The following is a 12,725-nucleotide window of genomic DNA, read 5'->3' as shown; positions in this document are numbered from 1 at the left end:
GCTCCTTAGGAGAGGGGGCCGGTGACGGCCTCGGCGGCGGCGGTGAGCGAGCCGTCCCGGACGAGCGCGGTGGCGGCGGCGATCTCGGGGGCGAGGTGGCGGTCCGGCCCGGGCGGCGGGACGGCCTCCCGCAGCCGCGCGACGACCGCGGCGGTCGCCGGCCCGGGACGCAGCGGGAAGCGCAGGTCCAGGGCCCGCGCGGCGGTGAGGATCTCGATGGCGACCACCTGGGTCAGCCCGTCCACCGCCCTGCGGAGCTTGCGGGCCGCGTTCCACCCCATGGACACGTGGTCCTCCTGCATGGCCGAGCTGGGGATGGAGTCGGCGCTCGCGGGGACGGCGAGCCGCTTCAGCTCGGAGACGATCGACGCCTGCGTGTACTGGGCGATCATGTGCCCGGAGTCGACGCCGGGGTCGTCGGCGAGGAAGGCGGGCAGCCCGTACGAGCGGCCCTTGTCGAGCATCCGGTCGGTGCGCCGCTCGGACATCGACGCGACGTCGGCCGCCGGGACCGCCAGGAAGTCCAGGACGTAGGCGACCGGGGCGCCGTGGAAGTTGCCGTTGGACTCCACCCGCCCGTCCGGCAGGACGACGGGGTTGTCGACGGCGGACGCCAGCTCCCGTCCGGCGACCAGCTCGGCGTGGACCAGGGTGTCCCGCGCGGCGCCGTTCACCTGGGGGGCGCAGCGCAGCGAGTACGCGTCCTGGACGCGGGTGCAGTCGGGCCCCCGGTGCGACTCCATGATCTGCGACCCGGCGAGCAGCGCCCGCAGGTTCGCCGCGGACGCGGCCTGCCCCGGATGCGGCCGCAGCTCCTGCAGGTCGGCGGCGAACACCCGGTCGGTGCCGAGCAGCGCCTCGACGGTCATGGCCGCCGCGACGTCGGCGGCGGTCAGCAGCCGGTGCAGGTCGCCGATGGCGAGGACGAGCATGCCGAGCATGCCGTCCGTCCCGTTGAGCAGGGCGAGGCCTTCCTTGGCGCCGAGCGTCACCGGCTCGATCCCGGCCGCGGCCAGCGCGTCGGCCGCGGGCACCAGCGCGCCTCGGGCGTCCCTGACCGACCCCTCCCCGATCAGCGCCAGCGCGACGTGCGCGAGGGGGGCGAGGTCCCCGGAGCAGCCGAGGCTCCCGTACTCGAACACCTGGGGCGTGATGCCGGCGTTGAGCAGCGCGGCCATGGTCTGTGCGGTGACGGGCTGGACACCCGTCCGGCCGGTGGCGAGCGTCCGCAGCCTGAGCAGCATCAGCGCCCGGACGACCTCGCGCTCGACCTCCGGCCCCGACCCCGCCGCGTGCGACCGGACGATGTTCAGCTGGAGCTGGGCCCGCAACCCGGGCGGGATGTGCCGGGTCGCCAGTGCCCCGAACCCGGTCGAGACCCCGTAGACGGGTGTGGGACGGGCCGACAGTTCCTCGATATGCGCACGCGAAGCGGCGATCAGCTTCAGCGCCTCGTCGGTCAGCGAGATCTGCGCGCCGTCCCGCGCGACCGCTGCGACCTGCGCGAACGTCAGCGGATCCGGCCCGACGCGGACATCTGTGCCCCCCATGACGAAACCCATACCCCCACTATCGTCGGCGGGACGGCGCGGAAGGCAGGGCCGTCCGGCGACCTCTGTCTCACATACGAGACAATGGGCGCATGAGCCAGGTCCCCGCGGCGCGGCGGGCCCTCGCCGTCCTGCGCCTCCTGGCCGGGGCCGCGGGCCCGCTGCCCGCGTCCGCGATAGCCCGCTCCCTGGCCCTGCCGCGTTCCAGCACCTACCACCTGTTGACCGCGATGGCCGCGGACGGCTTCGTCGCCTACCTCCCCGAGGAGCGGCGGTGGGGCCTCGGCGTCGCCGCGTTCGAGGTCGGCTCCGCCTACCTGCGCCATGAACCCCTCGAACGCCTCGCCCGCCCCCTGCTCCGCCGCCTCGTGGACCGCGTCGGAGAGATCGCGCAACTGGGCGTCCTGCACGGGCCGGAGATCCTCTACCTGCTGAAGGAGCAGCCGCCCCGGCACGCCACCCTCGTCACCGACGTGGGCGTCCGCCTGCCCGCCCAGCTCACCGCGAGCGGCCGCTCCTTGCTGGCGCACCTGCCCCCGGCGCAGGTCCGCGCCCTGTTCCCCGGCCCGTTCGTGGACCGCACCGGCCGCGGCCCGGCGACGCTCCGCGACCTCCGCCGCGTCCTCGCCGACGACGCCCGCCGCGGCTGGTCGGCCGAGGACGGCCACGTCACCGCGGGCTTCGCGAGCATCGCCGCCTGCGCCTTCGACCACACCGGCCACCCCACGGCCGCCGTCACGGTCACGTTCCGCCGCGAGGACCGCCCCCCGGACACCTGGCCGGCGCTGGCGGCCCCCGTCCGTGAGACGGCCCGGGCCCTGACGACCCGCCTGACGGGCCGCCCGCCCTCCGAGTCCTGACTAGTAGAGGGGCGCGGCGCGGTGCGCGGGGAACGTGGCGCGGACGACACGCCCGCGCGCGTCGCCGGTCCACGACCAGGTGGCGGCGAGCGCGTCCACGGTCAGCAGCCCGCGCCCCCCTTCGGCGAGGTCGAAGACGCTCCGCAGCCGCGGCTCCCCCGGCCCGCCCTGGTCGGCGACGTAGACGATGACACCGGCGACGTCCATGCTCACGTCCACGGTGAACCGGCCGCCCTCCTGCCCCGACCGCGTGTGGCGGATCGCGTTGACGGCCAGCTCGTCCAGCACGAGCAGCACGTCGTCCAGGACCGGGAAGTCGACCAGCAGTTGCGCGGCGAACGCCCGGACGAGCCGGATCCGGTCGGCCGTGCCGCGGAACTCCCGCCGCCAGTACATCGAGACGGCCGGTTCCGCGCGAGCGAGAGCGAGCATGGTGCACCCCAAAAGGACGGTGTGTCATCAGGTCCGATCGTCGACGACACGGCCCGCCGGTCAGCGAGAGCCCCGGCCGGACCGCCCGCTGCGAGGCCGGGCACGCCGCCGCCACGGACGTCCCGCCCCGTTCACCGAACGGCCGGAACAGTCCGCCTACAGAGCATTCGCACACCGACCACCCCCGGATCGGTGCGACTTCGGTTCCTTACGGGGCCGGGTCTGGGGCCGTCCAGGGGAGGCGGGCTCGGACGATGGTGCCACGGGCGCCGCTGGAGATGTCGAAGGTGCCGCCGAGTTCCGCTGCGCGTTCGGCCATGGACTGGAGGCCGACGCCGGTGGACGGGCGGTGCGGGGTGATGCCGATGCCGTCGTCGCGGACCCCCACCCTGACGGCGGAGCCGTCCGCGGACAGCGTGACCAGGGCGTGGCGGGCCCGCGCGTGGCGGACGAGGTTGGTGATGGCCTCGGCGGCGATGCGGTAGGCGGCCGTTTCGAGGGCGGCGGGCAGGGGCGGCAGCGGGTCGGGGCGGAGGCGGACGTCGATCCGCGTGCTCGTCCCGGCGAGCCGTTCGGCCAGGCCGCGGACGGCGGGGCCGAGGCCGACGTCGGCGAGCGCGCCGGGGACCAGCCCCGCGGAGATGCGGCGGACCTCGTCGATCAGGTCGGCGACGTGGCCGGAGATCTGGCCCAGGGACGCCGAGGCGCCGGAACCGTCGGGGACGGCGGCCCGCGCGGTGTCGATGCGCAGGCGCAGCGCGGAAAGGGCGGGGCCGATGCCGTCGTGGATGTCGCGGCGCAGCCGCCACCGTTCGGTCTCCCGGGCGGTGAGGAGCTGCTCGCGGCCCGCGCGCAGGTCCTCGTACAGGCGCAGGGACGCCACGGCGGGGGCGGCCTGGTCCGCGAGGAACCGCAGGACCTCGCGGTCTTGGCCGTCCAGGGCACCGGCGTCGCGGGGCCGGACCCGCAGGTGCCCGATGACCGCGCCGTCGTAGGCCAGCTCGAACTCCTCCTCGGGGCCCTTGCCGCCGTCGTGCCGGGCCGGGTCGGCGGGGCGGCCGGCGGCGGCCAGTTCGCGGGCCCCTCCCTGCGTGGGGACGACCAGGCGGGCGCCGGGCAGGCGGAGGTCGTCGACGGCGGTCGCGCACAGCAGCGCCGGCGCGTCCTGGGGACGGACGGTCCGGCTGAGGCGTTCGGCGAGGTCGCGCGCGAGCTGGTAGGGGCGGGAGCGTTCGCCGTAGTAGAGGCGGTCGACCGCCCGGGCGCACCAGCGGGCGGTCGGACGCAGCGCCGCGCCGGCGGCGAAGATCAGGCAGGCCGGCAGCACGACCGCGGTGCCGCGGCCGTCCCACCGGGCGGCCGTGACCACCGCGATCACCGCGCCATAGACCAGGATGACCCCGGTGACCAGCACGAACGCGGTCAGCAGGCGGCGTGTGGGCCGGTCGATCACCCAGATCCGGTCGCGGGTGAAGACGCAGGCGAGGGCCACCGCCCAGCCCAGCGCGCTGCCGCCGAGCAGCCCCAGCCGCGGCCATCCCTCCAGCGTCATCGAGCGGTCGAGCGTGAGGGCGGTCACCCAGACGGCGAACGGGACGATGAACGCGACCGTCTGCCACCAGGGCGGCCCGCCGCCGCGCCGCCAGCGCGGGACCATCACCGCAAGCGTGACGGCCAGCAGCAGCGGCCCGGTCATCGCGATCGGGAAGTCCAGCGCGGCCGACAGCTCCCGCACCGTCCCGCCGGTCGCGCCGGGGACCAGCGGGTTGGGGACGCCGAACGGCTCGGGATGGCGGGCGAGGTCGAGGTAGGCGCGCAGGGCCCCCCAGACCGCGACGGCCGCCCCATACCAGCGCAGGGCGCGCCGGGGCAGCCGGCCGGAGGGGAACAGCATCGGCAACATCGCGATCACCACGGTGACCAGGGTCATCACGGGGATCCTGACCAGCAGCACGGCCAGGGCCGTGACGGCGGATCCAGGACGTGCCGCGACCGCGACCGCCGCCACGCGGGCGACGACGAGGAGCGGCCCGCTGGCCAGCAGCAGCCACCCCACCGCCCGGCCGGAGCGGTGCGCGACGATCAGCAGCCCGGCGACGGCCAGGAGCAGCCCGACCAGCGCCACCGCGGCGTCGTCCGCGAGGAGGACGGGCGGGCCGACGCCGTGCCGGTGCCGTTGCAGCAGCGCCACTCCCCACACCACCAGCGCCACCTGCGCGACGGTGCAGGTCGCCGCCGCGGCGAGGAGCTCCCGGTTCGGCAGGCCCCTCTCCGTTCGGTCCGGCACAAGGAGCGACATACCGGTGTCCTTCCTGAGCCTGGCCAGGGACGTCTTCCACACTCGCCCGCCCGCCGCCCCAGGCGCGTGGGACCAGTGCCTCAGGGTCGCCTGCCGTCCCGGACCGCATTCCATCCCCAGGATGTCACCTACGGTCGCGGCCGGTCACCCTTAGTATGACCTCTGTGGACGCCGAGCCGACCGTCCGTGTCCTGATCGTGGACGACCATCCGCTGTTCCGCTCCGGCCTGCGCGCCGCGCTCGACAGCAGCGACGACATCCGGGTGGTCGCCGAGGCCGACACCGCCGCCGAGGTGCCCGACGCGGTCGAGCTCCACCGGCCCGACGTCGTGCTGATGGACATCATGCTTCCCGGCGCCTCCGGCATCGAGGCCACCCGCACCCTCGCCGAGCGCGCGCCCGGCGTGCCGGTGCTGATCCTGACCATGTGCGACGACGACAGCCTCCTGCACGCCCTGCGCGCGGGGGCCCGCGGCTTCCTGCTCAAGGGCGCCGGACGGGACACGGTGCTGCACGCGGTCCGCACGGTCGCGACGGGCGGCGCGGCGTTCGGCCCTCACATCGCCGAGCGCATCGGCGCCCTGCTCTCCGGCCTCGGGCCCGCCGGGGCCCCGCAGGTCCTGCCGATGCTCACCGCCCGCGAGCGCGAGGTGCTCGACCTGGTGGCACGCGGGCACAACAACCACCGCATCGCGCGGGAGCTGGTCGTCGCGGAGAAGACCGTCCGCAATCACATCGGGCACATCTTCGACAAGCTCCAGGTCGACTGCCGCGCGCAGGCCGTCGCCCGCGCGCGCGACGCGGGTCTCGGCACGGACTGATCTCGCGCCGTCCCGTCCGGGCACCGGGCGGGACGGATTGAGCCGGCCGCCTCATGCGCCCGGGCCGTCGGGCGCCGCAGAGTCGTGACCGTCACCGCGGGTAGCGGCGGAGAACGGAACGCGACGAAAGCGAGGAGACCGATGGCCACCTGGACCACCATCGACCGGCCCCGGCGCCACGCGAACGGCGGGGGCGCCCCGGGCCGCAGGAAGACGACGTTCACGGTGAGGTCCGCGGCCCTCACCCTGCTCGTGGCGGCGCCACTGGTGGCCGCCGCCCCGGCCACGACCGCGACCCCGGCGACCGCCTCGGTCAAGGACTGCGACAGCTGGACCTGGCCCCACCCGAACACGACTCATCTGCGGACGGTCCGCCAGGTGGCGGTGCCCGGCGGCGGGGCCGTGAAGCTGGAGGAAGGCAAATCCAACGCGAACGGCAAGAAGGTGGTGTGGGGACACTTCCCTCCGAACAGGGCGGGCAAGGGGAAGTACCTCTGGATGGACGTGAGCTTCGACCACGGCCGCACCTGGCTCCAGTGCGGGCCGTTCCGGACCTCGAACGGGGACGACAAGGCCACCAAGTTCCACTTCACCTCGCCGGATCCCGCGTGGAGGATGCGGGCCTGCGGGAGCAACGTCGGCATCGAGCAGTTCGCGTGCACCACCTGGTACTGAGCACCGGCCCGATCGGGGCGGTGCCCGCGGTACCCGCGTGACCGTCCCCGTAGGCGCCCGTGCGGGGCGGGCGCCTACGGGGACTCGGCCGTCTTGCGTCAGGCGAGGCCGGACTTCTTCAGCCAGTCCTTGGCGACCGTCTCCTGGTCGTCCTTGTCGATGGCGACGCGCTTCATCATGTCCAGGAGGTCCTGGGTGGTGAGCTTGGCCGAGACGGCGTTCAGTGCCGTCCGGGCCTCGGTGTTCACGGCGGTCTTGTTGACGAGCGGTGTCACGTTCTGGGCGCTGAAGACGTTCTGCGGGTCTTCGAGCACGACGAGCTTCTTCTGCTGGATGGTCGGGTCGGTGGTGAACAGGTCGGCGGCCTGCACCTTGTCCTCGGTCAGCAGCTTGACGAGCGTGGCCTGCGCCCCGGCGTCGAACGGCTGGAACTTCTTGAACTCCAGCCCGTACTTGGCCTTGAGGCCGACGAGGCCCTGCTGGCGGGTCTTGAACTCGGACGGGCCCGCGATGATGAGCTGCCCCGCGACCGGCTTCAGATCCGCGATCGACTTCAGCTTGTACTTGGACGCGGTCTGGGGGTTGACGGTGACGGAGTCCTTGTCCTCCGCCTTGGCCGAGTCCAGGATCTCGACGCTCGGCGGCAGCTTGGCCTTGAGCGCGGCGTTGATCTCCTCGGTGGTGGCCGCGGTGCTGGACTTGTCCACCGACGTGGTGAGCAGCGCGCCGTTGTACTCGGGCATCACGCTGATGCCGCCCTTGACGACCTGGTCGTAGTAGATCTCGCGGGCGCCGATGTTGAACTTGCGCTGGACCTTCAGGCCCTTGGCCTCCAGCGCCTGCGCGTACAGCTCGCCGATGAGGCCGCTCTCGGGGAAGTTGGCCCCGCCGACGGTGATGGTGCCCTTCTCGCCACCGCCGGACAGCGGGTTGCCGTCGCCGCCGTCGTCCCCTCCGCCGCAGCCCGACAGCGCCAGGACCGCCACGAGGCCGAGGGCCGCTCCACGGATGATGTTCTTCATTGTCATTCCTTTTTCTCTGGGCCGTTCAGGACGAACGGGCCGAGCCCAGCAGGCCCGGCGACACGACGAGGCGGCGCAGCGCCGCGAAGATCAGCTGGACGAGGACGGCGAGCAGCACGACGAGGACCGTTCCTCCGACGACCAGCTGGTAGTCGTTGCGTGCGAGGCCGTCGATGATGTAGCGGCCGAGCCCGCCGAAGCCGGGGTAGGCGGCGATGGTGGCGGTGGCCACGACCTGGATCGCGGACGTCCGCAGGCCCAGCAGGATGAGCGGCAGGGCCATCGGCACCTCCGCCCGCCACAGCACCTCCCACTCCGACATGCCGACGCCCCGCGCGGCGTCCTTGGCGTCGGGATCGACGCCGCGGAGTCCCTCGAAGGTGTTGACGAGGATCGGGGGCACGGCGAGGGCGACGAGCGCGATCAGCACCGGGGTGATGCTGTACTCGATGACCACGATGAACAGCACCAGGCCGAACGTGGGGATCGCGCGGGCGATGTTGGCCACGCTGATCGCCAGGAAGCCGCCCCGGCCGGTGTGCCCGACGAGCAGGCCGAGCGCGAGGCCGATCAGCGCGGCGAACAGCAGCGCGACCCCGCTGTAGTAGAGGTGCTGGAGCAGCCGGTGCGGGATGCCGTCCTCGCCGTGCCACTGGGACGAGGCGGTCAGCCACGTCCAGGACAGGTCGATCTGGTTCCACAGGTCGTTCATGACGCCCTCCCGCGCGCCCGGGCCCAGGGGGTGAGCAGCCGCTGGACGGTGACCAGGATCGCGTCGGTGACGAGGGCCAGCGCGACGATCAGCACCGAGGCGGCGATGATCTGGGTCTGGAACTGCAGCTGGTAGCCGCGGATGATGTCGTAGCCGAGCCCGCCCTGGCCGATGAGCTGGCCCACGGCGACGAGGCTGATGGAGGAGACCGCGGCGACCCGCACCCCGGCGATCACGATCGGCACCGCGATGGGCAGCTCGACCCGCAGCAGGCGCCGCAGCGTCCCGAACCCCATCGCGGTGGCCGCCTGCCGGACGGGCTCGGAGACCGAGGCCAGGCCGTCCACCACGTTCGGGATGAGGACCGACAGGCTGTAGAGGGTCAGCGGGATCATGACCGTGGCCGCTTCCAGCCCGGTGTACTGGATGAAGATCATGAAGAGGGCCAGCGACGGGATCGCGTAGAACACGTTGGAGGCGGTCAGCAGCGGCGGGTAGAGCCAGCCCCAGCGGCGGCACAGGATGCCGAGCGGCAGCGAGATCAGCAGCCCGAACAGCACCGGCAGCAGCGCGAGCCGCAGGTGGACGAGCGCGTGGTCGGTGAGGGTGTCGGTGTGGTCGCCGATCCAGCCCCAGTCGATGTCCATCAGCCCGAGACCCCGTTCCCGTTCCCGGACACGGGCCCGGCGTCGTCCGCCGCGGGCGTCCGGGGATCGCCCGGGCGGCGGTGGCCCGCCCCGTGCGTGGGCACGGCGAGCAGCTCGGCCCCGCCGGTGACGCCGACGACGGCACCGCCCCCGTCGACCCCGACCGCGAGCCCGGACGGGGACAGCACGGCCGCGTCGAGGGCGCCGCGCACCGAGTCGGTGCCGACCTCGAACGTCGCGCCGACCGGCGCCAGCGCCTCCTCGCCGAGCGGGCCGGCGGCCTCGGCGCCCCGCGTCCACCCCAGCGGGCGCCGGGCCTCGTCGACGACCAGCACCCAGTCCAGCCCGGCGATGTCGGCGCCGGTGGCGGTCGCCGGGTGGACGAGGTCGTCGCGCAGGCTGAGGCCGGAGGTGTCGGCGAACGACAGGCTCCGGATGCCGCGGTTCTGGCCGACGAAGCCCGCCACGAAGTCGTCGGCGGGATGGGCCAGCAGGTCTTCGGGGCTCGCGACCTGCACGAGCCGGCCGCCGGTGCGGAACACCGCGATCCGGTCGCCGAGCTTGATGGCCTCGTCGATGTCGTGGGTGACGAACACGATCGTCTTGTGCAGCTCCGCCTGGAGCCGCAGGAACTCGGCCTGGAGCTCGCCGCGGACGACGGGGTCGACGGCGCTGAACGGCTCGTCCATCAGCATGACCGGCGGATCGGCGGCCAGCGCGCGGGCGACGCCGACCCGCTGCTGCTGCCCGCCCGACAGCTGGAACGGATAGCGCTTGGCCATCGCCGGTTCGAGCCCGACCCGCTCCATCAGCTCGCGCGCGGTGTCGCGGGCCTTCTTCTTGTTCCAGCGCAGCAGATAGGGGACGGTCGCGATGTTGTCCTCGATCGTCCGGTGCGGGAACAGCCCGGCGTGCTGGATGACGTAACCGATGCCGCGCCGCAGCTCGGCGGGCTTGCGGTCACGGACGTCCCGCCCGTCGATGAGGACGCGGCCGCCGGTCGGCTCCACCATCCGGTTGATACTGCGCAGCGCCGTCGTCTTGCCTCCGCCGGACGTGCCGACGAACACCGTGATCTGTCCGGCGGGGCACTCCAGGCTCACGTCGTCGAGCGCGACGGTGCCGTCCGGGTAGCGCTTGGTCACGCTCTCAAAGGTGATCAAACGATTCACGTCCTCGCTGGGCGCCGCAACGCCGATGATCGAATTCGGCCTTCTACCCAACCGTAGCCAACCGCTACCGTCGACCCAGAGACCCGACATGTCCGGAACATTGCTTGTTGAGCATAACTACCGGAAATAACGGGAAAGAAGCGCACCCCCGTGGAGAACAGCCGAATCGTTATCGACGGCACCGCCCCCACCTGCGCTCAGCCCCCTGCAAACCACGCACCAGAGAGTGACGATCGCCATAGATCCAGAGGCCGTCAGACAGCCCAGAGACGCCCAACACATCGCAAACGAGCCGGTAGTGGCCAGCCAAACCTCAGAACCGCAGCGCGCCCACTGACAGGCTCCGCAGAGATCTGACAGGCCCCGTAGAGATTCGCTCGACTGCAACCGCCCGAGCCGTCACGCGAGCGCGCTACCAGCCCGCCGGGGCGAAGCCGGAGGCGAGCCCCGGCGGGATGATCGCGAAGCGATGACGCGCTCGCCCAAGCACGGTCAAGGGGGCGAGCCGCCAGGCGAGCCCGCTTGGGCCGGGGTTGAGTCAAATACGAGTCGAGTCCCGGGCGCGCAGTGTCGGTTCGCGGACGACGCGGCGCTTGCGCGGCTTGCCGTCGATGACGTCGACGATGAGCCGGACGGCGGCGTGCACGATGCCCTCGATGTCCCAGTCGACGGTGGTGAGCGGCGGGGTGAGCAGCGCCGACATCGGGTGGTTGTCGTAGCCGCAGACGGCGACGTCGCCCGGTACCGCGAGGCCCAGCGCGCGGGTGGCCGCGTAGACGCCGTAGGCGATGGAGTCGGCGAAGCAGAAGACCGCGGAGGGGCGGCCGGGGCCGCCGAGCACGCGGATGGCGATCTCGGTGGCCTCGGCCGGCGACTGCGGCGCCACCACGACGTCCACCCGCAGGCCGAGCCGTTCGGCCTCGGCGTTGACGTGCACGTCGGCGGGGCGGTCAGGGGTGCTGGCCCGGGTGGGGGTGAACACGGTGAGCCGCTGGTGGCCGCGGTCGCGCAGGTGTTCCAGCGCGAGCGTGACGCCCCGCCGGTTGTCGAACACGACCTCGCCCTGCGCCTTCCCGCCGTGCAGGGCGTCGCCGATGGACACGACCGGGATGGTGTCGGCCAGTTCCGACCACAGCGCGGCGGACGGGTCGAGCGGCTGGACGATCAGGCCGTCGACGCGCTGGTCGCGCAGCCGCCGGGCGAGGGCCAGCTCCCGCTCGGGGTCGCCGCCGGCGTCCACGATCAGGGCGTACCGGTCGCGGGCGAGCAGGGCCCGGCCGATGCCGACCGCGAGGGACTGCTGCCAGTAGTCCTCCAGGGAGCCGCACAGGAGGCCGACCTGCCCGCTCCGGCCGCTGGCCAGGGCGCGTGCGATCGGGTGTGCCTCGTAGCCGAGCTCCTCGGCCGCGGCGCGGACCCGCTCCTGCGTCTCCTCGGAGGTCTGGATGCCGCGCAGCGCGTAGGACACGGCCGCGGGCGACAATCCCGTCGCCTGCGCCACTTCGCGGATGGTCGCGCGCTTGCGCCTGTCTGGCACCCCCCAACCCTAGAGGCCCGCACCGACGAAACCTGCGAGGCATCTTGACGCCCTGTCACCTGAACCGGTTCACTGAAACGGTTAACTGATACGGTTCAGTGCACTCTCCGGAAGGAGTCGGCCAGCGTGCGGGCGCGTGACGAAACGCACATCGACGTGCACCGGCCCGCGTGGAGCGCGCCACTGGCCGAGGCACTCCACCGCCGCGCCGTTCCCCCTTACCTCGACGGCTGGAAACTCCATCCGGCCGGTGAGCCACCTAGCGAGGTCGACCCCGCCGGAACGCTCCAGCCCACTGTTCGCCGTCCTGGAGGACCGGGACCCCCCTGCTCGCCCACCGTCTGCTGTTCGGAGAGGAGCGACACCGTGTCGTCTGAGGTCCTGCCCCGCACTTCCGGTTTCGAGGGGCTGCCCGACCGTCCGCTGGACAAGCGCGAGCTGCGCGCGCTGGTCGACGAGCTGGCGGGGCGCCCCGGCGTGTGGCGGCAGCACGTGGCGTTCTCCCGCGACCGGCGCCATTACGCGTCCCTCTACCGGGACGAGTACGTGGACGTCTGGCTGCTCTGCTGGACGCCGCAGGACGACACCGGCTGGCACGACCACGACGTGTCCTCAGGGGCGGTCCGGGTCGTAGCGGGGGCATTGGAGGAGAACAACCCGCGGATCGGCGGCGCCCACGTGCGGACGATCGTGCCGGAGGGGCGGTCCTTCTGCTTCGGCCCCGACCACATCCACCGGCTCGTGGGGGCGGCGGCCACGAGCGTGTCCATCCACGCGTACTCGCCGCCGCTGTGGCGGCTCGGCCAGTACTCCATCGACGGGACGGGCGTGATGCGGCGCCTCTCGGTCGGCTACGCCGAGGAACTGCGGCCGCCCGAGGGCACGCGCTGACGTCCGGCCTCCGGCGGGCCCGACCGGGGGAGACGGACCCGCCGGAGGTGGGGGGCCGGCCGATGCCCGCTCACATCGGCCGACCGCCCACACTCCCCTCAGCGACG

At 73.2% G+C, this 12,725-nt stretch carries 12 protein-coding genes; 4 read left to right on the top strand and 8 right to left on the bottom strand.

Annotated features, from left to right (window positions below):
- Window positions 1–5: 5 nt before the first annotated feature.
- The gene (gene hutH, locus AGRA3207_RS30920) at window positions 6–1,550 is read right to left on the bottom strand and encodes a histidine ammonia-lyase (RefSeq protein ID WP_231330661.1); all 1,545 of its coding nucleotides are present in this window, start codon (window positions 1,548–1,550) and stop codon (window positions 6–8) included.
- Between the two features lie 92 nt (window positions 1,551–1,642).
- Between hutH and AGRA3207_RS30915 the strand changes: the two genes are divergently transcribed.
- The gene (locus AGRA3207_RS30915) at window positions 1,643–2,410 is read left to right on the top strand and encodes an IclR family transcriptional regulator (RefSeq protein ID WP_231330660.1); all 768 of its coding nucleotides are present in this window, start codon (window positions 1,643–1,645) and stop codon (window positions 2,408–2,410) included.
- Here AGRA3207_RS30915 and AGRA3207_RS30910 read toward each other — a convergent pair whose 3' ends face one another.
- Both AGRA3207_RS30910 and AGRA3207_RS30905 read right to left on the bottom strand, forming a co-directional pair.
- On the bottom strand, window positions 2,411–2,842 hold the full coding sequence (locus AGRA3207_RS30910; RefSeq protein ID WP_231330659.1) for an ATP-binding protein: 432 nt from the start codon (window positions 2,840–2,842) through the stop codon (window positions 2,411–2,413).
- Window positions 2,843–3,050: 208 nt separating this feature from the next.
- Window positions 3,051–5,141 (bottom strand): GAF domain-containing sensor histidine kinase, encoded by a 2,091-nt coding sequence (locus AGRA3207_RS30905; RefSeq protein ID WP_231330658.1) that lies wholly within the window; start codon window positions 5,139–5,141, stop codon window positions 3,051–3,053.
- Window positions 5,142–5,305: 164 nt separating this feature from the next.
- On the opposite strand from AGRA3207_RS30905, the gene AGRA3207_RS30900 reads away from it, so the two are divergent.
- Both AGRA3207_RS30900 and AGRA3207_RS30895 read left to right on the top strand, forming a co-directional pair.
- Window positions 5,306–5,962 carry a response regulator transcription factor gene (locus AGRA3207_RS30900; RefSeq protein ID WP_420830807.1) on the top strand — a complete coding sequence of 219 codons (657 nt, stop codon included), beginning with the start codon at window positions 5,306–5,308 and terminating at the stop codon, window positions 5,960–5,962.
- A 141-nt stretch (window positions 5,963–6,103) separates the two neighbouring features.
- Entirely contained in the window at window positions 6,104–6,637 is a 534-nt protein-coding gene (locus AGRA3207_RS30895; protein ID WP_231330656.1) for a hypothetical protein, read from the top strand.
- Window positions 6,638–6,735: 98 nt separating this feature from the next.
- Here AGRA3207_RS30895 and AGRA3207_RS30890 read toward each other — a convergent pair whose 3' ends face one another.
- The 5 genes from AGRA3207_RS30890 to AGRA3207_RS30870 form a co-directional block, all read right to left on the bottom strand.
- Window positions 6,736–7,659 carry an ABC transporter substrate-binding protein gene (locus AGRA3207_RS30890; protein ID WP_231330655.1) on the bottom strand — a complete coding sequence of 308 codons (924 nt, stop codon included), beginning with the start codon at window positions 7,657–7,659 and terminating at the stop codon, window positions 6,736–6,738.
- Window positions 7,660–7,684: 25 nt separating this feature from the next.
- A complete protein-coding gene (locus AGRA3207_RS30885; RefSeq protein ID WP_231330654.1) occupies window positions 7,685–8,371 on the bottom strand; it encodes an ABC transporter permease in 687 nt (228 codons plus the stop codon).
- Window positions 8,368–9,018: an ABC transporter permease gene (locus AGRA3207_RS30880; RefSeq protein ID WP_231330653.1), complete on the bottom strand. Its 651-nt coding sequence runs from the start codon at window positions 9,016–9,018 to the stop codon at window positions 8,368–8,370. Before AGRA3207_RS30880 ends, AGRA3207_RS30885 begins: the two co-directional genes overlap by 4 nt.
- The gene (locus tag AGRA3207_RS30875; RefSeq protein ID WP_231330652.1) at window positions 9,018–10,181 is read right to left on the bottom strand and encodes an ABC transporter ATP-binding protein; all 1,164 of its coding nucleotides are present in this window, start codon (window positions 10,179–10,181) and stop codon (window positions 9,018–9,020) included. Before AGRA3207_RS30875 ends, AGRA3207_RS30880 begins: the two co-directional genes overlap by 1 nt.
- A gap of 547 nt (window positions 10,182–10,728) precedes the next feature.
- Window positions 10,729–11,727 carry a LacI family DNA-binding transcriptional regulator gene (locus tag AGRA3207_RS30870; protein ID WP_231330651.1) on the bottom strand — a complete coding sequence of 333 codons (999 nt, stop codon included), beginning with the start codon at window positions 11,725–11,727 and terminating at the stop codon, window positions 10,729–10,731.
- Window positions 11,728–12,093: 366 nt separating this feature from the next.
- Here AGRA3207_RS30870 and AGRA3207_RS30865 point away from each other — a divergent pair, with 366 nt between their 5' ends.
- A complete protein-coding gene (locus tag AGRA3207_RS30865; RefSeq protein ID WP_231330650.1) occupies window positions 12,094–12,618 on the top strand; it encodes a cysteine dioxygenase in 525 nt (174 codons plus the stop codon).
- Window positions 12,619–12,725 lie beyond the last annotated feature (107 nt).

The sequence above is a fragment of the Actinomadura graeca genome, from assembly GCF_019175365.1.
GTDB classification, from domain to species: Bacteria; Actinomycetota; Actinomycetes; order Streptosporangiales; family Streptosporangiaceae; genus Spirillospora; species Spirillospora graeca.
This window is presented reverse-complemented; position numbering and strand designations above follow the sequence as displayed.

Bases quoted from the DNA above. Each gene is read 5' to 3' on its own strand.
- AGRA3207_RS30880 (WP_231330653.1), bottom strand. From the start codon at position 9,018: ATGGACATCGACTGGGGCTGGATCGGCGACCACACCGACACCCTCACC.
- AGRA3207_RS30885 (WP_231330654.1), bottom strand. From the start codon at position 8,371: ATGAACGACCTGTGGAACCAGATCGACCTGTCCTGGACGTGGCTGACC.
- AGRA3207_RS30915 (WP_231330660.1), top strand. From the start codon at position 1,643: ATGAGCCAGGTCCCCGCGGCGCGGCGGGCCCTCGCCGTCCTGCGCCTC.
- AGRA3207_RS30890 (WP_231330655.1), bottom strand. From the start codon at position 7,659: ATGAAGAACATCATCCGTGGAGCGGCCCTCGGCCTCGTGGCGGTCCTG.
- AGRA3207_RS30910 (WP_231330659.1), bottom strand. From the start codon at position 2,842: ATGCTCGCTCTCGCTCGCGCGGAACCGGCCGTCTCGATGTACTGGCGG.
- hutH (WP_231330661.1), bottom strand. From the start codon at position 1,550: ATGGGGGGCACAGATGTCCGCGTCGGGCCGGATCCGCTGACGTTCGCG.
- AGRA3207_RS30895 (WP_231330656.1), top strand. From the start codon at position 6,104: ATGGCCACCTGGACCACCATCGACCGGCCCCGGCGCCACGCGAACGGC.
- AGRA3207_RS30905 (WP_231330658.1), bottom strand. From the start codon at position 5,141: ATGTCGCTCCTTGTGCCGGACCGAACGGAGAGGGGCCTGCCGAACCGG.